Annotated in this window: 20 protein-coding genes; 14 read left to right on the top strand and 6 right to left on the bottom strand. The window is 66.1% G+C overall.

Going from position 1 to position 21,602, the window contains the following annotated elements; genetic code table 11:
* Nucleotides 1-210 precede the first annotated feature (210 nt).
* A complete protein-coding gene (locus tag BMX36_RS09130; RefSeq protein ID WP_093064611.1) occupies nt 211-1,560 on the bottom strand; it encodes a putative O-glycosylation ligase, exosortase A system-associated in 1,350 nt (449 codons plus the stop codon).
* Nucleotides 1,553-1,693, bottom strand: a complete 141-nt coding sequence (locus BMX36_RS21685) for a hypothetical protein (RefSeq protein ID WP_177179071.1) — start codon at nt 1,691-1,693, stop codon at nt 1,553-1,555. Before BMX36_RS21685 ends, BMX36_RS09130 begins: the two co-directional genes overlap by 8 nt.
* Nucleotides 1,694-1,782: 89 nt before the next feature.
* On the opposite strand from BMX36_RS21685, the gene BMX36_RS09125 reads away from it, so the two are divergent.
* Together BMX36_RS09125 and BMX36_RS09120 are read left to right on the top strand one after the other, a co-directional pair.
* Nucleotides 1,783-2,988: a TIGR04063 family PEP-CTERM/XrtA system glycosyltransferase gene (locus BMX36_RS09125; protein WP_093064609.1), complete on the top strand. Its 1,206-nt coding sequence runs from the start codon at nt 1,783-1,785 to the stop codon at nt 2,986-2,988.
* A 43-nt stretch (nt 2,989-3,031) separates the two neighbouring features.
* Entirely contained in the window at nt 3,032-3,925 is an 894-nt protein-coding gene (locus BMX36_RS09120) for a hypothetical protein (protein ID WP_093064608.1), read from the top strand.
* Between the two features lie 14 nt (nt 3,926-3,939).
* Here BMX36_RS09120 and BMX36_RS09115 read toward each other — a convergent pair whose 3' ends face one another.
* Both BMX36_RS09115 and BMX36_RS21680 read right to left on the bottom strand, forming a co-directional pair.
* The gene (locus BMX36_RS09115; protein WP_093064606.1) at nt 3,940-4,257 is read right to left on the bottom strand and encodes a hypothetical protein; all 318 of its coding nucleotides are present in this window, start codon (nt 4,255-4,257) and stop codon (nt 3,940-3,942) included.
* Nucleotides 4,254-4,427 carry a hypothetical protein gene (locus tag BMX36_RS21680; RefSeq protein ID WP_177179070.1) on the bottom strand — a complete coding sequence of 58 codons (174 nt, stop codon included), beginning with the start codon at nt 4,425-4,427 and terminating at the stop codon, nt 4,254-4,256. The genes BMX36_RS09115 and BMX36_RS21680 overlap by 4 nt, the downstream gene beginning before the upstream one ends.
* Before the next feature lie 86 nt (nt 4,428-4,513).
* On the opposite strand from BMX36_RS21680, the gene BMX36_RS09110 reads away from it, so the two are divergent.
* Nucleotides 4,514-5,128, top strand: coding sequence for a S24 family peptidase (locus BMX36_RS09110; protein ID WP_093064604.1), 615 nt, complete (start codon nt 4,514-4,516; stop codon nt 5,126-5,128).
* A 9-nt stretch (nt 5,129-5,137) separates the two neighbouring features.
* On the opposite strand, the gene BMX36_RS21675 is transcribed toward BMX36_RS09110, so the two are convergent.
* Nucleotides 5,138-5,311: a hypothetical protein gene (locus BMX36_RS21675; RefSeq protein ID WP_177179069.1), complete on the bottom strand. Its 174-nt coding sequence runs from the start codon at nt 5,309-5,311 to the stop codon at nt 5,138-5,140.
* A gap of 125 nt (nt 5,312-5,436) precedes the next feature.
* Between BMX36_RS21675 and BMX36_RS09105 the strand changes: the two genes are divergently transcribed.
* The 6 genes from BMX36_RS09105 (at nt 5,437) to BMX36_RS09080 (ending at nt 15,960) form a co-directional block, all read left to right on the top strand.
* A complete protein-coding gene (locus tag BMX36_RS09105) occupies nt 5,437-5,646 on the top strand; it encodes a hypothetical protein (protein WP_093064602.1) in 210 nt (69 codons plus the stop codon).
* Nucleotides 5,647-5,694: 48 nt separating this feature from the next.
* The gene (locus tag BMX36_RS09100; protein WP_256210709.1) at nt 5,695-7,632 is read left to right on the top strand and encodes an autotransporter assembly complex protein TamA; all 1,938 of its coding nucleotides are present in this window, start codon (nt 5,695-5,697) and stop codon (nt 7,630-7,632) included.
* Between the two features lie 41 nt (nt 7,633-7,673).
* On the top strand, nt 7,674-11,744 hold the full coding sequence (locus tag BMX36_RS09095) for a translocation/assembly module TamB domain-containing protein (RefSeq protein WP_256210761.1): 4,071 nt from the start codon (nt 7,674-7,676) through the stop codon (nt 11,742-11,744).
* A gap of 123 nt (nt 11,745-11,867) precedes the next feature.
* Nucleotides 11,868-12,446 (top strand): polysaccharide biosynthesis/export family protein, encoded by a 579-nt coding sequence (locus tag BMX36_RS09090; protein WP_066781416.1) that lies wholly within the window; start codon nt 11,868-11,870, stop codon nt 12,444-12,446.
* A gap of 38 nt (nt 12,447-12,484) precedes the next feature.
* Entirely contained in the window at nt 12,485-13,783 is a 1,299-nt protein-coding gene (locus BMX36_RS09085) for an outer membrane beta-barrel protein (RefSeq protein ID WP_218142146.1), read from the top strand.
* Between the two features lie 44 nt (nt 13,784-13,827).
* Nucleotides 13,828-15,960 carry a GumC family protein gene (locus BMX36_RS09080; RefSeq protein WP_093064592.1) on the top strand — a complete coding sequence of 711 codons (2,133 nt, stop codon included), beginning with the start codon at nt 13,828-13,830 and terminating at the stop codon, nt 15,958-15,960.
* On the opposite strand, the gene BMX36_RS09075 is transcribed toward BMX36_RS09080, so the two are convergent.
* Entirely contained in the window at nt 15,948-16,865 is a 918-nt protein-coding gene (locus BMX36_RS09075) for a glucosamine inositolphosphorylceramide transferase family protein (protein WP_093064590.1), read from the bottom strand. The genes BMX36_RS09080 and BMX36_RS09075 overlap by 13 nt on opposite strands.
* A gap of 291 nt (nt 16,866-17,156) precedes the next feature.
* Between BMX36_RS09075 and BMX36_RS09070 the strand changes: the two genes are divergently transcribed.
* The 5 genes from BMX36_RS09070 to BMX36_RS09050 are packed head-to-tail and all read left to right on the top strand — an operon-like array spanning nt 17,157 to nt 21,596.
* Entirely contained in the window at nt 17,157-17,549 is a 393-nt protein-coding gene (locus BMX36_RS09070) for a glycosyltransferase family protein (RefSeq protein ID WP_093065433.1), read from the top strand.
* The gene (locus BMX36_RS09065; RefSeq protein ID WP_066781406.1) at nt 17,546-18,055 is read left to right on the top strand and encodes a glycosyltransferase; all 510 of its coding nucleotides are present in this window, start codon (nt 17,546-17,548) and stop codon (nt 18,053-18,055) included. The genes BMX36_RS09070 and BMX36_RS09065 overlap by 4 nt, the downstream gene beginning before the upstream one ends.
* Nucleotides 18,048-19,412, top strand: coding sequence for an O-antigen ligase family protein (locus BMX36_RS09060; RefSeq protein WP_143058539.1), 1,365 nt, complete (start codon nt 18,048-18,050; stop codon nt 19,410-19,412). The genes BMX36_RS09065 and BMX36_RS09060 overlap by 8 nt, the downstream gene beginning before the upstream one ends.
* A 28-nt stretch (nt 19,413-19,440) precedes the next feature.
* Nucleotides 19,441-20,508: a glycosyltransferase family 4 protein gene (locus tag BMX36_RS09055; RefSeq protein ID WP_177179068.1), complete on the top strand. Its 1,068-nt coding sequence runs from the start codon at nt 19,441-19,443 to the stop codon at nt 20,506-20,508.
* Nucleotides 20,508-21,596 carry a glycosyltransferase family 4 protein gene (locus BMX36_RS09050; protein WP_177179067.1) on the top strand — a complete coding sequence of 363 codons (1,089 nt, stop codon included), beginning with the start codon at nt 20,508-20,510 and terminating at the stop codon, nt 21,594-21,596. Before BMX36_RS09055 ends, BMX36_RS09050 begins: the two co-directional genes overlap by 1 nt.
* Nucleotides 21,597-21,602 lie beyond the last annotated feature (6 nt).

Below are 21,602 nucleotides of genomic sequence, written 5' to 3'. Positions count from 1 at the left end.
GGGCAGGGTGCGAAAAGGCTTGACGATGCCGCTTTTCGCGATTCGGTCGCAAGAAGGCGCTCGTTGGCGCGGTTCACTCGCCGCTGCAGTCATCCCGGCCTTGCGCCGGGATCCATCCTGCCGCGAGCGCTGGCGCTGGAGCCTCTTTGCTCGGCGCTTGCTGATGAATGAATCCCGGATCAAGTCCAGGATGACGTGTCGGGCGGGAACCTAGTTTTCCGCGAGAGCGGGCCGCTCGCGCCGCATCGGTCGCCACGCGGTCTCGCTGCGCCGCCGAGAAAGATAGGTGTCGAGCCCGATTTGCGCGCCGATCACCATGTAAAGGAACGACTGGAACGCGATCCCGACGAAGGCGCCGCCCAGCAGATAGATCAGATGCGCATGCTGCAGCGCCCCCGCGAGGCTGCCGGCCCAGGCGAACTCGCCCTCCCGGTAGCGCCGGCGAAGCACTTCCATGCGCAACACACCGATCGCGTTGATCAGGAGCCAGATCGCAAGGCCGAAATAGCCCTGTTCGCCCAGCACCTCGAAATAGCTGGAATGATACGCCCGGCTCTTGTCCACCGTCAGGCTGCGCTGGACCGTCCGGTTCGCCCCTTCGCCGGCGACCTGCACCGTATCGTAGCGAATGCGGTTCTGCAGATAGGCGTCAAAGCCGCCGCCGAACGGGTGATCCTTCACGTAATCCCACGTCCACTTCCACACGGCGATGCGGGTGGAGGCAGATTCATCGGCCTGATAGGTCTTGATCGTCCCCATCCGCTCGCTGAACGCGCTGGGCAGGAACGGGATCGCGACCATGCCGGCAAGGCCAAGCGCGGCAAGGTAGAGCATGCGCCGCTTCACCTCGCGCAGCATCAGCGCGGCGAGCAACGCGATGCAGAGCAGCCCCGTGCGCGCCGACGTGCCGACCGGGATCAGCAGGCAGGCGAAAACCAGCGCGCCGCAAAACAGCCAGACCAGGCGGCTGGGCGGATAAATGGTGCCGTGGCGGGCGAACCAGAGGATCACCGGGATGAGCGAGATGGCCACGGCCGAGATGATCGAGCTTTCGTACAGGCCCGAATTGTTGGCCACCATCAGGTTCAGCTCGCCATAGCCTCCCCCCGAAGCCAGCGTCTTGATGCCGCCGACGATGATGATCGAGCTGGCGGACAGCACGATGAACAGCAGCAACGCCTCGATCCGCAGCTTCGTGCGCAGCGTGAGAGGCAGGAACGCCGCGAAGGCGAGGTTCTTCCACACCCATTCCCACTTGCCGGCGGCCTCGATCGGGAAGTCGGCAGTGCGGGTAGTGATCCCGCAGTAGAGAAGGAGCAGCAGGATCAGTGCCTGGCGCGGGGCGAAGCGAGTGTCATTCTTGTCGTCCGCCACCAGCCAGCTCAGCATGGCAAGGCCGGCGGCGATCGCGGAGATCGGCACGCTGTTCAGCAGATAATAGGTGATCCGCTGCGGTGAGACGATGTCGATGTAGACATAGGCGAGCACGAAGATGAACGGCCGACGGAAACCGAGCCCGAACAACGCGACGAGAAATCCGATAAAGGCAAGATCACGCACGCGGTTGTCGCCCCGGCCTTGCGGGCCGCTCCGGCGGGGCGCCTTCCGAATCGAGATCGTCCCGGCGCAGCAGCAGCCATGCCGCCAGCAGCAGCAGCCCATGGCTGATCCCGAGTGCCAGATTGTCGATCATAAACTTGGGTTCGAAGCTCCCGAAAGCATCACCCGCCTAAGCACGGGCAGTTGACGTGCCGTTAAGCGCCGTGATGGCAGCAGGCGACCATGCGCATCCTTCACGTACTCGATCACGGCCTCCCGTTGCAGAGCGGCTATACGTTTCGCACCCGGGCGATCGTGAAGGCGCAATTGGCACGCGGGTGGGATGTCGCCGCGGTCACCGGGCCGCGTCATCATCATGATGCCCCGCCGGTGGAGGTGGTGGACGGGATAACCTTTCACCGCACATCGCGCTCGGCGCAACTGCCCGCGCCGCTGGGCGAAATGGCGGAGGTGGCCGCTTTCGGTCGGCGCATCACCGCAGTGGCCGAAAAGTTTCGACCGGACATCATCCACGCGCACTCGCCGGTGCTGGATGCGTTGGCGGCATTGCGCGCGACGCGGCGTCTGCGCGTACCTTTGGTGTATGAGATCCGCGCCTTCTGGGAGGATGCGGCGGTGGGCAATGGCACCGGCACGGAAGGCTCGCTGCGCTATCGTGCGACTCGCGCACTGGAAGGCTGGGCGGTGAAGCGCGCGGATGCGGTGGCGGTGATCTGCGAGGGGCTGAAGCGCGATTTGCTGGCGCGCGGTGTGGCGCCGGAACGGATCATGGTGTCGCCCAACGGCGTCGACATGGCGCTGTTCGGCGATCCGCTTCCGCGTGACACGGCGTTGGCCGAGTCGCTGGGGCTCGACGGTGAGGTGATCGGCTTCATCGGCAGCTTCTACGATTATGAGGGGCTCGATGATCTGATTGCCGCGATGCCAGCGCTGGTGGCGGAACGGGAGAAGGCTCAGTTGCTGCTGGTTGGTGGCGGGCCGATGGAAGAAGCGCTTCGCCGGCAGGCGGCGGCGTCTCCGGTGGCTGGGCGCATCCGCTTCGTCGGCCGTGTGCCGCATCAGGAGGTGGAGCGTTACTACAGCCTCGTCGACGTGCTGGCCTATCCGCGCAAGAAGATGCGTCTCACCGATCTTGTCACCCCGCTGAAGCCCTTGGAGGCCATGGCACAGGGCCGACTGGTGGCGGCGTCGGACGTGGGCGGCCATCGCGAGCTGATCCGCGACGGGGACACCGGCACGCTCTTCGCGGCCGATGATCCGGCGGCCATCGCGCAGGCGCTGGCCCGGTTGCTCGCCGATCGCAGCGGGTGGGACGATCGACGCGCCCGCGCCCGCGCCTTTGTGGAGCGCGAGCGTAACTGGTCCTCAAATATTTCCCGATACGAGCCTGTGTACCAGCGGCTGGTGGCAGCCGCGGCAAGAGGGTGACGTAATGGCGGCAGAACACCGCGGAACGGAAATGAGGCGGCTGATGTGGCCGGGCATCGTGCTGGCCGCCGGCGTCGTGGTGGCAACGCTGGTAGCCGCCATGCCGCAGGCCATGCTCGACGTGCTGATGTGGCGCCTCGCTCTGCCCCGTGTTCTGCCCGCCGCGACGCCGCCCATCGGGGCGATCGGCCGCATGCTGCTGGCGCTTCTGGTGCTCATTCCGTTCGTGGCACTAGCCGCTTTCGCGCTGCGCCGGCGCGCCTTTCTGATTGGAGTTCAGCGCAAGCCGGCGCTGGCCAGTCCCGACATAGCACTTCGTATGCCGACGATCCGCCGCGCCGATGCGCATCCGGACGCAGCGCCCCGCCCGCCGATCCGGGCGGAGGAGGATCTCGGACCGCCGTTGCCGATGGTTGCGATGCCTGCCGTAACCCGCTCCTCCGCGCGTGCCGGGGAACAGGCTTTGCCACAGGATCTCGATCAGCTGCTCGCGGCCTTCGACCCGGTGGCCATCCCCGATGTACCGCGCGATCCGGTGCGCGCGGTGCCGCCGCTCGCGCCGCCCCCGGTGGAAACGATTACGGCGGCATCGGTTCAATCTTCCCCGCCTGTCGGGCTTGATGCACCGACGAAGAATGACGACGTTCGCGCTATGGAAGAGCCGCGCTTGGATCAGCCGGATCCGCAGACTGGCGGGAACGCCGAGCCGCGAGTCGAGCCGGCGCGCTCACCGGCGGTCGGGAGCGGCGATTCGCTGATCAGTCTTCTTGAGCGGCTGGAACGGGGCGCCAGGCAGCGCAAGTCACCGGAACCCAGCCCCTCTGTCTCCCCTGCACCGGCATCCGTGCCTGCCGAAACGCCGGTTTCGGTTTCACCGCCGCCCCCGGAAAGCCTGAACGACACGTTGTCGATGCTGCGGCGGATGGCGCGACGCTGACCGGTTCGTTGCGCTCAGGCGAGTTCGACGGTCACAGCCTCTACTTCCGCGCGGCAGCCGCCGGCGCACTCGCCTTCCTCAATAATGCTGATCCCCGCCAGCAGTTCGCCCGGCAGTCGCACGTCCATTTTGCAGAGACCTGCGAGCCAAGCCTTGGCATCGGTGCCGCCTGGCAACGCCGTCAGCGTCAGCGCATGTTTTTGGCCGCTGAACGTGGCGCTGTGCCAGCGCCTCGCCCCGCGCTCCTCCACCGCGACGTTCAGGCCATGAAGCGTTGCCGACGCAGCGAGCGCTCGCGCCAGCAATGTTGCCGTGTCTGGCGCGCGCATCATTCGGCCTCCTGCAAGATGGCCTCGACCCGCGCGCAAATGCGAGCGCCGGGCATCCGTCCGGCGCGCAGATCGCGCACAAGTCGTGGATCGTTCACGGCTCGTCGGCCGAAGGTGGAGGGCGGTACGCCCGTCCGGCGAAGATAGCGATCGATCCTGATCAACAGCGACATGGCAGCCTCTCGAGTCTTCGTGTTCGCTGTTTGTTCCGGCAAGTTTTCCAACTTGTCTAGGAAATTTCCTAGACTATGGTCTGCCCATGGCAGAAACGGTGGGTCAGACGCTGGAGCGATTGGCAACGGCGCAGGGCGTCAGCCTGTCGGAGCTTTCGCGCCTGATCGGTCGGAACATGGCCTATCTGCAGCAGTTCGTGCGACGCGGGACGCCTCGGCGGCTGGCTGAGCAGGACCGCCAGACCCTGGCGCGGTTCCTTGGCGTGGATGAAACCCTGCTTGGCGCCGCCCCGCGTGAAGCAGTCGTCGCCGTACCCTATCTGTCGGTAGCCGCGTCAGCCGGTCGCGGGCTGTCGGTGGGACATGAGCGTGCGATCCGGCGCGAGAGCTTTACGGCGCACATGTTGCGGGAGGCCGGGGTCGCGGCCTCGCATGCATCGTTGATCGACGTGTCCGGTGATTCGATGCAGCCGACGATCCTCGCGGGCGACCGACTGCTGGTGGACCGGGCCGACACCCGGCTGGTCGGCAGCGGGATCTTCGTTGTTCGCCGCGATGATGAGTTGCTGGTGAAACGGATCCAGCGCGCGGGCGCTGACCTCCTGTTGATCAGCGACAATGCGGATTACGCCCCGATCCGCTGCCACGCCGATGCGGCGGTGGTGATCGGCCGGGTTAAGCTGTTGCTGCGCCAGCCCTGAGCGATCGGCTCAGCCCCGACCCTTGAGCCAAAGCGACACGGCGGCGATCGAGCCGATGGCAAGCCCGGCTAGAAAGCCAACCGACGGCTGCCCGAGCAGAAGGCCCATGATCGTGCCGACCATCAGGGACACGGCAAGCAGGAAGCCACCCGCAGAATTGGAGCGCTGATCGGGATCGGACATGCGGCGGGCCTTTGGCACGGGCGGCGGCGTATTGCCACTATCGCATCGTTAACCCTGGCCGTTCACCGGCCGGAGGATGTTTCTCGGGCAGGGTTCGTCGCATCACATCGAAACGCAGGCTGCCCTTGCCCCATCTCTATCTCGCCGATCGCCGCATGGTGGCGGAGGCTTCGTCGTTGATCCGCGACTTTGGTGTTTATGCCGCGGATGAAGCGGCGATCCGCGCCGACCGCAGCCGGGCAGTAGGGAATGTCGTGCACTTCTGCCGATGGCGGCAGCTAGGTCGGCTGGTTCGCCTGCTTGAGACGGATCTGCCGGTCGGCACGGTGCATTGAGGCGCAGTGCCATTGCCGCTGGGCAAGCAAGGGCTTAGGGCAATGCGAATGTACGGGCGGGGCGGGCCGATCGGCGCTGCAGGTCTGATCGCGTTCCTCGCCGCGCAGCCCGTTGCGGCGCAACAGAGCGTCGTGCCCGCGCCGGAGCCGGCGCTGGACCCGACGGCGCCGCTCGCCGACATGCCGGATATCGGCGTCGCTTGGCCGGAATTGGGCACCGAAGCGCCGGAGATAGGGCAGGGGCCCGCACCGACCATCGGCGAGACGCGCTACGCTTGGCGCATCGAGGGGCTGGACGCCGCCGGCACGCCGCTGCTGCGCGAGCGGTTCGCGGCCTTGTCGGTGCTCGATCAGAATGACGAGGAGCCCGCCAACGCGGCGCAGATCGACCGGCGCGCGCGCGAAGATGCGGCGTTGCTGGTCACGCTGCTGCGCGCGGAAGGCTATTATGACGCGGAGGTCGAGCCCCGTCTGGAAACGGTGGAAGGGCGGCCGACCGTGGTTCTCGGCGCCACGCCCGGCGCGATTTACCGCCTGACGGACGTGACGATCGCGGGGGTCGAGGCCGCTGGCGACAAGGCGGCCGCACTGCGCGATGCTTTCGGCGTGAAGGCGCAGGATCCGGTGAACGCGGACCGGATCGCTGCCGGCGAGGCGAAGCTGCGGCTCGAGGTGGGAGAGCAGGGTTTTCCCTTCGCAACGATCGGCGAACCGATGGTGACGATTGATCGGGAAGCGCAAACGGCGACGCTCGACGTAAATGTCGCACCCGGAACATCGCGCGTGTTTGGGCAGATCCGCACGAACGCCGGCAACCGCGTCTTCGGGGCCGAACACGTGCAGGAGATCGCTCGATTTTCGCCGGGACAGCCCTTTTATGAGCCGGCGTTGGCCGATCTCCGCCGCGCGCTGGTGCAAACCGGGCTGGTGTCCGTCGCCGAGGTAAAGCCGGTGCCCGGTGCCACGCCCGAGACGGTGGATATTGATGTCCGACTGGAGCCGGCGCCCCCCCGCACCATCGCCGGCGAGATAGGCTATGGTACCGGCGAAGGCGCGCGCGTCGAGGCGAGCTGGACCCATCGCAACTTGTTTCCCCCGGAAGGTGCACTGACGATCCGCACGGTGCTGGGCACACAGGAGCAACTGGGCGCCGTCACCTTCCGCCGCAACAACTTTCAGGGCCGGGATCGGGTGCTCACCGGGCAGATCGCTGCCGCACACACCAACCGCGATGCCTATGAGGCGAATACCTTTTCCGTCTCCGGCAGCCTTGAACGTCAGACGAACATCTTTTTCCAAAAGACCTGGACTTGGTCGCTCGGTGCAGAGCTTGTCGCGACCGACGAGCGGGACGTCATCGTCTCCACCGGCGAACCGCGGCGGCGAACTTTCTTCATCGCGGCCGCGCCCACCAGCCTGACGTATGACGGCTCGGACGATCTGCTGAACCCGTCGCGCGGGTTCCGGCTGGGTGGACGCTTCAGCCCGGAACTGTCGCTGCAGGGCGCGGCGTTCGGCTATGCCCGCATGCAGATGGACGCCAGCGCCTATACGCCGCTGCGCGACGGAGTGGTGCTCGCCGGGCGCGTCCGACTGGGAACCATATTGGGTGCGCCGCGCGACGCTATTGCGCCGTCGCGACGCTTCTACGCGGGCGGCGGCGCGTCAGTGCGCGGCTATGGCTATCAATCGATCGGGCCACGCGATCCGAACAATGATCCGATCGGCGGACGCAGCCTGGCCGAGTTTGCGATCGAGGGCCGGATCAAGGCATTCGGCAATTTCGGCGTGGTGCCGTTCTTCGACGCCGGCAATATCTACACCGCTGGTTTTCCCGACTTTTCCGGCCTGCGCTACGGCGCCGGGGTGGGCGTGCGCTATTACAGCAACTTCGGCCCGATCCGCGTGGACGTGGGCACGCCGCTGAACCCTCAGGCGGGCGATTCCCGGGTTGCCGTCTATGTCTCGCTGGGCCAGGCCTTCTGATGCGCTGGTGGCGGTGGATCGCAGGCGGGCTGGTGGCCCTGATGGCTGTGCTGGCGGCCACATTGTGGATCATCGACACCGATATCGGCCACCGCTGGGTCGCGCAGCGGATCAATTCGGCCCGACCGGATAACGGCCTCCGCTTCACCGTCGGGCGGATCGACGGTTCGCTCTACGGCGCGGCGGTGCTCCGCGACGTTCGGGTCCATGATCCCGAGGGCCTGGTGTTCGCGGCGCCCCGTGCAGAGCTGGACTGGCGGCCGTTCGCCTGGCTTTCCGATCGCCTCGACATCCGCTCCTTGCGCATTCCCGTGGCCATGCTGGCGAAACTTCCGCGCACCCGTCCGACGGGTCGTGCCTCGCCCATCCTGCCCGATTTCGACATCATCATAGGTCGGCTCGCGGTGGAGCGACTGGCGGTCGCACCGGCGGTCACGGGGGTCATGCGCAACGGACGGCTGACGGGTCGAGCGGACATTCGCGACGGCCGCGCCTTGGTTGCGATCGATGCAATGGTGGAGGGCAGCGACGCTCTTCGCCTGATGATCGACGCCGCGCCTGACCGTAATCGCTTCGACATGGATATACGGGCGCGCGGGGCGGCGAACGGCGTGCTGGCGCGGGTGAGCGGCATCCGCCGCGCCCTGGCTGTCGATGTGAGCGGCGAGGGGCATTGGGCGGCGTGGCAGGGTCGCGCCATCGCCTCAGCAGCTGGCGCGCGGGTCGCTGACCTCGAACTTGGCAATCGCGCAGGAACCTATACCCTCACCGGCAATCTGGCGCCAACGAGCCTCACCAGGGGCAAGCTGCAGCGATTGACCGCGCCGCGCGTGCTGGTGAATGGATCAGCGACCCTGGCCAACCGGCGGCTCGACGGAACGCTGTCGCTCCGGTCCAGAGCGCTCGTGGCCCAGGCGAGCGGTACGGCGGATCTCGCGGGCAATGCATGGCGCAATCTTCGCATTCAGGCGCGGCTGCTTCGCCCGGCCGCGTTGTTCCCCAACATGACCGGACGGGACGTGAAACTGCGCGCGGTGCTGGACGGCCCGTTTGCGACCGCCGCCTTCGATTACCGCATCACTGCCCCGCGCTTCGCCTTCGACAACACCGGCTTTGAAGGCGCGCGGGTGGCCGGCAAGGGACGCCTGTCGCGCTCGCCGGTGCTGCTGCCCGCGCGCTTCACGGCTCAGCGGGTGACGGGCGTAGGCGACGTGGCAGGGGGCATCCTGCGCAACCTTTCGGTAGACGGGATACTTCGCGTCACTGCCACCACCGTCACTGGCGACGACCTTCGCCTCCGTTCGGACAAGCTGTCGGGCCGCATCAGCCTGGTGCTCGATCTGCGCACCGGCCAGTATCAGGTAGGGCTGAACGGCGCATTGGGGCGGTATCTCATTCCGGGGCTCGGCGTCGTTGACGTAAATTCAAGGCTTCGCGTCGTACCGGGTCCCGGTGGCCGCGGCACCAGAGTGATCGGCACCGGCACGGCCCAGATGGTGCGGCTCGACAATGGCTTCTTCCGCAACCTGGCGGGCGGACTGCCGCGGATCGTGACCGGCCTTGAGCGTAGCCCTGACGGTATCCTGCACTTTCGAAATCTGGTGCTGACCGGCCCGTCGATTCGGATGACGGGCAACGGTTATCGCCGGCGGGACGGCACCTTCGTTTTCACGGGGGCGGGGCAGCAATCGACTTATGGTCCGGTGACGCTGCAACTGGATGGCAGGATCGAGCGGCCGAAGCTCGACCTGGTTTTTCAACGTCCCAACCAGGCGCTTGGCCTGAGAGACGTTCGCTTGCACCTCGATCCGGATCCGTCGGGCTTTGCCTTCACGGCCGCGGGGCGCTCGCGCCTCGGGCCATTCGACGGTGAGGGTAGAATACTTCTGCCACGGGGGCAGGATGCCCAGATCGCGGTGCGCCGCCTTGATGTCAGCGGAACGCACGCCGCTGGGGTGATCGGCATCACCGATGACGGCTTCGACGGGCGGCTTGCCGTTGCGGGCGGCGGCATTGACGGAGAGGTGCTGCTGCGCCCGGCTGACAGCGTGCAGCGGATCGAAGCCAACCTTGGCCTGCGCGCGGCACGACTCGCCGGTGAAGCGACGATCCGGCAAGGAAGGCTTCAGCTGGTGGCGTTGCTCAATCCCGCCGGCACCAGCATTGACGCGACGTTCAGCGGCGTCGGGCTGCGACGCGGCGCGCTCAGCATCGCGCGCGTCGCCGGCAATGCCAGGCTCCGCGACGGCATAGGCCAGATCCGCGCCTCGGCCGCCGGGTCGAGGGGGCGAGCCTTCGACATTCAAAGCGTGATCGATGTTGCGCCGGACAGCTACAGCATCGTTGCGCAGGGCACGGTTGATCGGCGGCCACTGCGGCTGGAGCGTCCGGCGGTGCTGACGCGCGACGGCGAAGGCTGGCGCCTTGCCCCTACAACCCTGACCTTTGCAGGCGGTGAAGGCACCATCTCCGGACGGTTCACGCCATCGGAAAACGCGGTGGACGCCACACTGGCCAAGATGCCGCTCGCCGTGCTCGACATCGGCTATCCCGGGCTTGGCCTCGGCGGCAGCGCCTCGGGCAAGCTGAGCTATGTCAGCCGGACCGGCGCTGCGCCGACCGGGCGAATCGACATGACGGTGCGTGGCCTGACACGCTCGGGGCTGCTGGCGTCCTCCGATCCCATCGACATGGGGCTGGCGGGCGTTCTGACCGCAGATCGCGCCGGTCTGCGCGTCGTTGCCGCCGCCGGAGGAAAGACCATCGGTCGCGGGCAGGCGTTGTTGCGGCTGGGTGACGGCGACCTTGTGACCCGGCTCACCCGCGCGAACTTGTTTGCCCAATTGCGATATAGCGGCCCGGCAGACACGCTCTGGCGGTTGAGCCGGGTGGAGCTGTTCGAACTGTCTGGCCCTGTGGCAATCGCCGCGGACGTACGCGGAACATTGTTCGATCCGGTTATCCGCGGGTCGGTGAAGGCAGTCGGCGCCCGGATCGAAAGCGCGACAACCGGAACGGTGCTGCGCAACGTGGAGGCGGAGGGGCGCTTTGCCGGATCCCGCCTCGCGATCGACCGGTTCGCCGCTTCGGCGGGGCGCGAGGGCAAGGTTGCCGGCGCCGGCTGGTTCGACTTCGCTGCGCGCGGCGGCATTGGGTTGGATCTCAACGTCAATGCCGATCACGCCGTCATGATCAATCGCGATGACATAGCGGCGACCGTCACTGGCCCCTTGCGTTTTCAGTCCAGCGGGCAGGGCGGCACCATCTCGGGCACCGTGCGGCTGAACCGCAGCCGTTACCGCCTGGGGCAGGCAACGGCGGCCAGCGCGGTTCCAAAGCTCGCCGTGCGTGAAATCAACCAACCGGACGGCACGGACGATCCCGACCAGCGGGACACGCCGTGGCGGCTGGATATCAAGGCGCGCGCTGCCGACCAGCTTGTCGTCACCGGCCTTGGCCTGACCAGCGAATGGTCGGCCGATGTCGCCATTAGCGGCACGCCTGACAATCCGGCGATCAACGGCCGCGCGGATCTGATTCGGGGCGATTACGAATTTGCCGGGCGCGAATTCGACCTTGCGCGCGGTGTCATCCGGTTCGCAGGCGAGGTGCCGGCCAATCCCGCGCTGGATATCGAGGCAGATGCCGACACCACCGGTCTCAAGGCGTCGATCCGGGTAACGGGCGTGGCACTGAAACCGGAAATCACCTTTGCCAGCACGCCCGCCTTGCCGCAGGACGAGCTGCTGTCACGATTGTTGTTCGGCACGTCGATCACCAACCTGTCGGCGCCAGAGGCGTTGCAGCTCGCCGCCGCGGTGGCGGCGTTGCAGGACGGCTCCGGCGGATTGAACCCGATCAATGTGGTGCGGCGCGCCGCCGGTCTTGATCGATTGCGGATCCTGCCGGCTGACCCGCAAACCGGGCAGGGCACGTCGGTGGCGGCAGGCAAATATGTTTCGCGACGCCTGTATGCAGAGATCGTCACGGACGGGCAGGGCTATTCCGCCACCCGCGTCGAATTTCAGGTGACGAGATGGCTGTCCCTCCTGTCCAGCATTTCCACGCTTGGACGGCAGAGCGCCAACATTCGCGTGTCGCGCGACTATTGAGGATTAGCTGCAACGGTGATTGGTTAACGATGCCGTTAGAACGTTCGAATGGCGTACGCACATTGCGTCCCTTGCCGGGACATGCCAAGCAAAACTCCGCCGTCTCCAACTTCTCGAGGCTTCATGCTCCTGCGCCCGGCGTTCCTGCTTGCGATTACCTTCCTGTTCTCTGCCTGCGCTGAGAAGGGCGACGGACCCGTTCTCTCCTCGGGAGACCGCTATGTAGCGACGGCGTCAGCCGTGAACGACTATCGCCTTGGTGTTGGCGACAAGCTGAAGGTGACGGTCTATAACGAGCCGAACCTGACGGGCGAGTTCTGGGTGAACCCGGACGGCACCGTCTCCTTACCGCTGATCGGCAATGTTCCCGCGCTGAACAAGCCGGTGGCGGCGATCGCGGCTGACGCCCGCACGCGATTCGCTGACGGCTATCTGCGTGATCCCAAGGTCGCGATGGAAGTTGTTGTCTTCCGCCCCTTCTACATTCTGGGCGAGGTCTCGACACCGGGACAATATCCTTACGTGACCGGCCTGACCGCCATGAACGCGGTGGCGCTGGCCAAAGGCTTCACACCGCGCGCCAACCGGGACGTGGTTCGAATCCGCCGGCAGGGCGAAACCTCAGAAATGAATTATCGCCTCACGCCGGAACTGATCGTCTATCCCGGCGACACGATCCGGATTGGTGAGCGGTTCTTCTAAGGTCTGACCGGGGGGTGTCGAGAAAGCGCGATACGGCTGTGGCGCGTCAGCGTCCCGCGCTTGCGCTGGCGGCCTTTGCGGTTGCCGGCGCACCCGCCGTTGCGCACGCGCAGGATGGTCTGATCATCCAGTCTGCCATTCCCCAAGGCTTTGATCGCGACCGCAACGTCAGCGTGGAGGCACGGCCTCGCCCTTCCTATACGCCCACCGGGGTCCATGTCGGCGGGCTGATGTTCTTTCCGCGCCTGGAAACCAGCGCGGGCGTGACCAGCAATGCCTATCTGACGCAGCAGAATGAAGTGGAGGCGCCTTACGCCTCGCTCGAGCCATCGCTGCGAGTCGCGTCGATCTGGTCCCGCCACTCGCTGCAACTCAATGGCTCGGCGCTCCTCCGCAATTATGTCGGCGAGAGCAGGCGCAATGAGCGGCAATGGAATCTCGGCGCACGTAGCGAAGTGGAACTGGGCCGCGCCTTCACCATCACTGCCGAGGCGAACGCGTCGCAGAGCTTCGAGAACCAGTTTTCAGGCGAAGTCGCCTCGAACGTAGCGGCGCTTTCACGCTTCCGCCGCGACTTTCTGTCAGTGCGCGGCGAATATACGAGCGGCCGGGTGCGCAGCTTCGTGGTGGCGGATTACTCGGATTTCCGCTTCGCCCCCGTCCGGCTCACCGACGGCGCACTGCGAGACCAGGAGAACCGTAACCGCAACGTCAGCCGGATCACCGGGCAGTTCGAATATGCCCGTACGCCCAGCGTCTCCCTGTTCGCGCAGGTCGGCTATATTGGCACGGCGTTCGACGGCGACATCGCGAGCGCCGGTACGCTGGACTCGAACGCGGTGCGCGCGATCGGCGGCCTCAACATCGACCTTGCGGGACGCATGCGCGGGACGGTCAGCCTGGGCTACAGCATTCGCGATTATCGCACGTCTGGCATTGACAGCGTCAATGGTCCGGTTGCGGAAGCTCGCGTGGAACTGTTCCCGTCAGAGCGACTCACCATCACCACAGGGGCACGACGCACGGTGGAGGATTCCACCTTCGGCAACCTGACCCCGCGACCGTTCTGGGACAATCGGATCACGCTGGGCGGCGACTATGAGCTGCTCAACAACCTGATCCTGTCCGCCGAAGGGCAATATGCCCTGCAGACGTATATCAACGAAGACCGCAAGAATTCGACCTATCGGCTCGCCACGCGCGCCCGTTACCTGATCTCCCGCCGCATGACGCTGGAGGGGGCGCTGAGCTACTCCAAGCGGGATGCACGCGGCGTTCAGGCCGGCAATGACGCCGGAGAGGGACGGCTCGAGGCGGGTCTCACCTACCACATGTAACAACCCTTCGAGCCGCACCGGCTCAAGACCGAGGCCAGACGAGCATGGAAGTCAGACACGAAGCCGACGAATATGAGGCGCGCCTGGCAGACGTCATCAGCGTCGTGCGCGACACGATCCGCCGGCGCTGGAAGGTTCTGGCGGCGGTAGCGGCCGCCGTGTTCCTGGTGGGCGTGCTCGCCGTGTCCTTCATGACGCCGAAATATACGTCCACGGCCAAGGTGCGGCTGGATCCGTCACGCAACCCCCTTGCCAATAACGCGCAGGCGACCCGCGCCGAACTGACGCCGGAGGCGATCGAAACGGAGGTGACGGCGATCCGCTCGCTCGATCTCGCCCGCTCGATCGTCCGCGCCTACGGGCTGTCAGGGGATCCGGAGTTCACCAAGGAGATTGAGGGGAACATCGGTAACATCGGCACCACGGAAACGCGCGAGAACGCGCTGGCCGCGGCCGTTCTGTCGCATCTCCAGGTCGATCGCGAGAAGCTGACCTACGTTCTGAACGTGCGCTTCACGTCCGTCGATTCGCTGAAGGCAGCGAAGCTCGCGAACGCTTTCGCGGACGGCTATATCGAGAGCCGCACCACCAACAAGGTGGGCACTGCCGAGCGCCAGAGCGAATGGTTCCAGCAGCGGCTTGAGGAATTGGGTAAGCAGGCAAGCGAAGCCGAAGCACGCGCCGCGGACTATCGCGCGCGCGCCGGCATCGTGGAAAGCAGCGTTGCGAACAGCACTGTCGGCACGATCAACGATCAGCAGGTGGCGCCGCTTGCCAGCAGCCTCGCCACAGCCGAGTCGGATGCGGCTGCGGCGCGATCGAACCTTGCGGCCGCCCGCTCGCAGGTCGCCCGTGGCGGGCTGGACGCCGTTTCCGAAGTTCTGGGATCGGCTGTCATTGCCGACCTGCGTCGTCAGCGGGCAGAGGTGTTGCGCAGCCGCGGCGAGGTGGAGGCGCGCTATGGCGAGCGTCACCCGGAGAGCATCCGCGTTCGCGATCAGCTCGCCGCGCTCGATGCCCAGATCCAGGCGGAGGCGCGACGCGTCGTCGGCGCGCTGCAGGCGACGGCGTCTGCCGCGGAAGCGCGCGCAGACAGTCTGCGCGGATCGCTGACGCAGCTGGAGCGTGAGCGTGAGCGCAGCGCGCGCGATTCGGTAACGGCCGCAAGCCTGGAGCGAGAAGCGGCGGCCAAGCGGGCGCTGTACGACAAGATGTCGCAGATGTCGCTGGAGAGTGCACAGGCCGCTCGTCTGTCCATCGCCCAGGCCGAGGTGATCGACCGGGCCGAGCCGCAGCCCCGGCCGACCTCGCCGAACAAGCCGCTGCTCTACGCCCTGTCGCTTCTCGTGGCGCTGGCGGCGGGCGCGGGCACCATTGCGGTGATGGAGATGACCAGCGGCGGCTTCCGCTCGGTGGAGGAGGTGCAGGACCAACTCGGCATTCCGGTGCTTGCCGTGGTGCCCAAGGTGTCCAAGGGCCAGAACCCGGCCGATCTGATGCTGGAGCGGCCGACGTCCATGTTCGCCGAATCCTATCGCATTGCTCGGGCGGCGGTGTTGGGGGTGAAGGGAACCCGTTCCCCGAAGGTGATCGCAATCACCTCATCCCTCCCAGCAGAGGGCAAGACGACGTCCGCCGTAGCCTTCGCCCGGACGTTGGCGACCGCTGGCGCCAAGACGCTGCTGGTGGAATGCGACATCCGCCGTGCTGCCGTGCGCCAGATCGTGCGCACGCCGGTGCCCGCCGTTGGCCTTGTTGAAGTGCTGCATGGCGAGGCAAGCGTCGACGAAGCGATCCATCCCGGTGATGTGCCGAACCTTGATCAGATCCTCGTGCTGAGCCCGTATTTCTCGGCCGAGAACCTCTTCGGAGAGGGCCGTATGGAGCAGCTTCTGGCCGCGTTGCGGGAACGGTACGACCAGATCGTGCTCGACCTCCCGCCGCTGATGGGTCTGGCGGACGGACGTTTTCTTGCGGTGCTTGCCGATGCCACCACGCTGGTGATCAAGTGGAACAGCACCCCTGTGGCAGCGGCGGTTTCATCGCTGAACTGGCTGCGTAGCGACGGGAGCAATCCGGTCGGCGCGCTCTACACGCAGGTCGATCCGTCGGCCCAGGCGGTGGGCGGGCTATATTACTACTCCAAGCAATATTCTGATTACTATCAGGCGAACTGAACGCTCGTTCGTGCCTGCCTGCGCCGGAGCCAGCGCTCCGGCCAGGCGGCAAGCGCGGGTGCGGAAAAGCGCATCTGTTTCACATCGATCAGTGACACGGGACCCGCAGCTGACAGTGTATGACAGCCATGGATGAACGGTGCCGCCACGGCTGGCGCGGCGAGCGCGCCGGCAAAGCTGGTTGCCGTGCGCGCGGGCGTCAGTTGATCAAAGCGGAGCAGGCGCAGGCCGGTGCCATAGCTGCCCTCACACCGCTGCACCGGCAGGTGAACCATGTCCTGCATGACAAATGGAGTACCGCCCGGGCGAAGCCCCCCGTCGTCGATCAGGATCGGATTGGCCGCATGGGGGTGCCACGGTCCATCCAGCTGCTGCGCATGGGCCGCGCACAGGCTGGTCAAGCGCCCCGCGGGCGGATCTGCCGGCGCATAGAACAACCACCAGTGTCCTTCGTGCCGGATCAACGATGCATCCAACGGGACATGATCCAACGCGATCTGCTTTGTCCGCTCCCACCGGAACGGGAAATCTACCGCCCGATAGAGCCACAGAGCGCCGGATTCATGCGCTTCGGGCAGTATCCAGGTCTCGCCGTCCGCTTCGAAGACGAAGGGGTAGGAAAGGTGCCAAGGCTCTCGGAGAATGACCTGCTGGTCCAGGATGGAGAAATCCTCGTCGAGCACCAGAACGTCGATCTCGCCAAGCCCCGTGCGGTAGCTGAAGCTTTCGGCGAAGATATGCAGCCGTCCCTCCCGCCACAGGCCAAACGGATCGGCCAGATAGCGGAGACTGGAGCGGTTCGGCAGCCAGCGTATCTGCGCGATATCGAGCGTGCCGGCTTGCGCGATGCTGATCGCATCGGCGGCCACGATGCCGCAGCGCCAGAAATCCTTCACTACCTGCATCGAAGAATACCTGCGCCCTGTTCACCAAATGCGGCATGGAGACCTGTGCGAAGCCGCTCGATTCAGATCAGCGACGGACCGCACACCCATACCGCCGCGCTTGCGATAGCATGATCGCTCGCGTACCCATCTGGAGCTTAATGCGCCCTCAAATTGTGTCGAGGGCAGGGATCACAATCTGGGTGCGTTGGGCGCCGGTCGGGGGCAGAAGTACGGTCGGTGTCGAATAGACAGCCATCCCAATTCACGGTGCTCGCAATCGCCTCCGGCGGCGGGCATTGGGAAGAACTGATGCTTCTGCGTCCGGCGCTGAGCGAAGGGCGGGTCGTGTTCGCGACGACCAATCGCGAGCTTGCCGTTCGCGACGGGGTGGAAAAGGTGCATCTGCTGCCGGATGCCAACCGCGACGAGCCGCGGCTGGCCTTGTCTTCAATGATCGCTTCGGCCCGGCTTGTCTGGCGCCTACGCCCCCATGTGGTGGTGACCACCGGGGCGCTGCCGGGCCTGTTCTGCCTGATCTTCGGTCGGCTCACGGGCGCGCGAACGGTGTGGATCGACAGCATCGCGGCGTCGGACCGGCCGTCGCTCAGCGGCGCCTTGGCGCGTCCGTTCGCGACCCGCTGGTACACGCAGTGGAAACACCTGGAGACCGCCTCCCGCGAATATAAGGGCGCGCTTCTGTGATCCTGGTGACGGTGGGGACGCAATTGCCCTTTGATCGCTTCGTGCGGATCATGGATGGCCTGGCACCCGCGCTGGACGAGCCGGTATTTGCCCAGACGGGTCGCGGCGCCTACCACCCGGTCCACATGCGATCGCAGCAGGTGGTCGGCCCGATCGAGTTCGAGCGGTTGGTACAGCAATGTACGCGTATCGTGTCGCACGCCGGCATCGGCACGATCGTGATGGCGCAGAAGCATCGCAAGCCGCTGATCCTCTTCCCGCGCCTTGGCGCATTGGATGAGCATCGCAATGACCATCAGCTCGCTACGGTGCGCGCACTGAGCGGACGGCCGGGCATTCATTGCGCCTGCGATGAAGCGGAACTGGCCGCGTTGGTGGCGCAGCGCCTGCCCATGCCCGAGCCGGTGAGCGACCTGCCGGAGCGGGATCGCTTGCGCAGCGCCGTTGCGACGTTCATCGGCGAGCAGCACCGCTTGTTCGCAGCAAAGGGCTCTCGTCTTGTCTGACGCCGTTCAACCGCCGGATCATGCCGCACCCTTGCTCGCGCGCCGCCGCCGAAAACCGCTGAACGCCCGGACGGCGGAGGCGCGGGCCTGGACGGATTGGATCGCCACCGCGGGCTTCACCGCGTTGTTGGCGTTGACGATCCTCGGCCCCTCGATGACCAGCGAGAATTACGGCCTGCAAAGCCAGATCCGCATGGCGGGATACCTCCTGATCGCGCTGGCGTCGCTCATCGCGCTGGAGCCGTGGCGGCGGCCGGAGCGCCTGCTGGTTGTGCCATGGCCGCTGTTGGTGGCGATCGGCTGGTGCTGGCTCAGCCTCGTCTGGGCAATCGAGCCTGCGGTGGGGCTGCGGCGGCTGGTGCTCACTTCCTTGGTGCTTTGGTCCACCTTTGCGCTGGTTCGAAAGCTCGATCTGGAACGATCGGTGCTGCTGGTGCGGGGCGCGTTGGTGATCACGCTGGTGGCGAATTTCGTGGTGGCGCTGACCGATCCTTCCTTGGGCATACACCCGGTAAATCCGAATGGGCTCGACGGAGATCTCTCCGGCGACTGGCGTGGGATCATGATCCAGAAGAACTACGCTGGTCTGACCTGTGCCATGACGATCCTGCTGTTCGCCTTTTATGCGGAGCGAGTGCACCTGGCGCTGCGGATCGGCGTGATCGCGGCAAGTGCCGTGTTCCTCTACCTGTCCGATTCCCAGACGTCGCAAATCATGGTGGTGGCAAGCCTGGTCGTAGGTGGCCTGTTTACCTGGCTGGCGCAGACGAAGGGGCGGCAGCGGTTGGCCCCAGCAGGGATCGCATGGGTGCTGCTCGCCATTCCCGCCTTGCTCTTCGTCAGCATGGCGATCGATAACAGCCCCTATTTGGAAATGCTGACCGACCCGGCCGGCTTCACCGGACGCACTCAGATCTGGACCGCCCTGATCCGCTTTTATGCTGATTACCCGCTGTTCGGCGCCGGCTATGGCTCCTTCTGGGACTTGGGGCCTACAGGGCCGATCTTCCAATATGCCAAGGGCTGGGTGACGGAGATCAGCCAGGGCCATAACGGCTATCTCGATCTGCTGGTGCAGATCGGTCTGCCGGGCACGCTGCTGGTGCTCTTTGCCACTTTGGTCTGGCCGACGCAGCGGCTGCTGCGCGGCGGGGATCATCCCGTGCGGCCGCTTGCCGCTGCGGCCTTCATCTTCTGCCTCGGCCACAATTTGACCGAGTCCATGCTGTTCGATCGGGATTCGCTGAGCCAGGTGTTCCTGCTGATCGCTCTGGCATGGTTGTGGATGGCCACCGCCAGCGATGTGGCGGGCGGGAGAGCGCCCCGCGTGACCTTGCCGCTCGCTCGGCAACGTTGAGCCGGCGCTGCCAAGGGGGATGGCAGGGATGCGGCGTATGCTGGTGCTGGGGGGCTCGCACGCGCATTGGGGCGGGCTGGAATCCTATTGCTCCCGCGCGACGGAGGCGGTGAACGCGGCGGATGCCGGCTGGACGGCGGAGTGGCAGACGACCGACACGGCCTATCTAACGCCGCGGCAGTTGCCCCGCGCCGCCGGACGCCTTGGCGTCCTACCGCGAGCGACCGGCGCGAACATCGATCTGGTCTGGCTGCAGTGGAGCGCGATCGCGGACCTCGCATTTCTGTGGCAGGCGCGCGCGCTTGGCCTGCCGGTGATGGTTACGCCGCATCTTGGCGCAAATGCACGGTTGCAGCGCGTTCCCACCTTGCGCGGCACCTGCCGCGCCCTGCTGCGCGGCGCGGATCGCCTGGCGCTCCTGTTTGTCGAGCAGGAGAGCGAGATCACGCTTCCTGATGGCGTGCCGCGATCACTGGTCCGCACCTTCCTTCCTCCCGCTTGCCTTGCAACACCATTGCCGGACCGCAGTGGGCAGGTGCTGCGACTGGTCCATGCCGGTCGTTTGTCGGAAGGGAAGGGGACCTTTCGCGCGGTGGCGCTTTGTGCCGCTCTTCGCGAGAAAGGCATCGCCGTATCGGCGCAGATCATCGGGCGCTCGGACGCCCGCACCATGGCCGCCCTGCGCGGCGCCATCGCCGCGCACCAGCTGGATGATGCCGTCGAGCTGGTCGAATGGGTCGATGAAGCGGAGCTGATCCACCGGCTGAGCCAAGCGGACGTTCTGGCGCATCTCTCGACGCTCGACAGCTTTCCGCTGATCGTGCTGGAGGCGCTTGCCATGGGCGTTGTCCCGGTCGTCGGTGACATGGCTGGGGCGCGGTCCATGGTGGAACTGTACGGTGGCCATGTAGCGCACGACAGCACGGTGGAGGACGCCGCGGCGTGGCTGGCGGCGCGTTCGTGCGAGGCATTGCGGCAGGAAGGCAGGACGGCGGCGCGTGCCGTCCGCGCCGATTACGGATGGCAGGTGTGCGCGGAACAGGTGATCTCGTCCGCCGAAGAGACGCTGGCGAGCCGCAATCGGCAAGGCTGCTGATGCAAAAGCCCCGCCGCATCGTGATGGTCGCGCCGCATTTCGAGGAATATGCGCTGCGCTTGTCGGTGGCACTGGCGGATCATGCCGAAATGCTGCTGATACTCAACACGGATGTGCTTGGCGGAGAGTTCGCCGGGCGGAACATGCCTTCGCATCCCCGGCTCTCGATCAGGCACAATGGCTTTGCTTCGGCGGCCGAACTGACCCGGCTACTCTGGACCATTCGCCGCTTTCGCCCAGACGTCCTGCATTGGCAGGAACCGTCCGGCTTCATCAAGGCGGCTTTCGCGGGGGCGACAATGATGGCCACCGGGAAGGCCACGCGAACCGCCCTCACCATCCATGATCCCGTGCCCCACGCCGGCCGGGACGCACGGGTTGCGGCGCGCCTGGCGCCGCTGCGCCGCTTCACGCGGGCACGCGTCGATCGACTGTTCCTGCATGGGCCGGCCTGTGCGGATCAGTATCAGCGGGCGTATCTCGGCACGGATCGGGCGGACGATCGGGTCCGGCTGACCGAACACGGCGTCCTCCTGCCGCCGCCTGAGCCGCACGCGCTGCCGGATGACTGCCGCGTGCTCATGTTTGGACGCATGGAGGCGTACAAGGGGCTGGATACGCTGGCAGAGGCGCTTGAGCATCTGTCGCGCTCGGGGCGGAGCATTCGGGTCGACATTGCGGGGATGGGTCCGGAAATGGATCGATTGGAGCCGCGGTTGCACCGGCTGCCGGGCGTAACGGTCAGGAACATGTTCGTGCCGGCCGCATCGTTGATCGAGATGATCGGTGCGGCGAGCTGCGTCGTGCTTCCCTATAAGGAGGCAAGCCAGAGCGGCGTGCTGGCGGCCGCCTTCGCGAGCGGACGTTTCGTGATCGCCTCAGAGGTCGGCGGGCTGGTCGATCTCGTGGAGCATGGCAGCAACGGCCTGCTCGTGCCGCCCGACGAGCCAGGCGCGCTCGCTGCCGCACTGGCGCTCGCCGCCGATGACCGTGCGCTTCGCGAGCGGCTGAGCAAGGGGGCGACTGAAACTGCGGCTACCCGCCTCGATTGGAGACGGATCGCAGCGCGATTGCTGGCGGACTACTGAGCGCCG

The sequence above is a fragment of the Sphingomonas sp. OV641 genome, from assembly GCF_900109205.1.
Classification (GTDB): domain Bacteria; phylum Pseudomonadota; class Alphaproteobacteria; order Sphingomonadales; family Sphingomonadaceae; genus Sphingomonas.
Note: the sequence above shows the minus strand (reverse complement) of the source record. Positions and strands in the feature narration are given on the sequence as shown.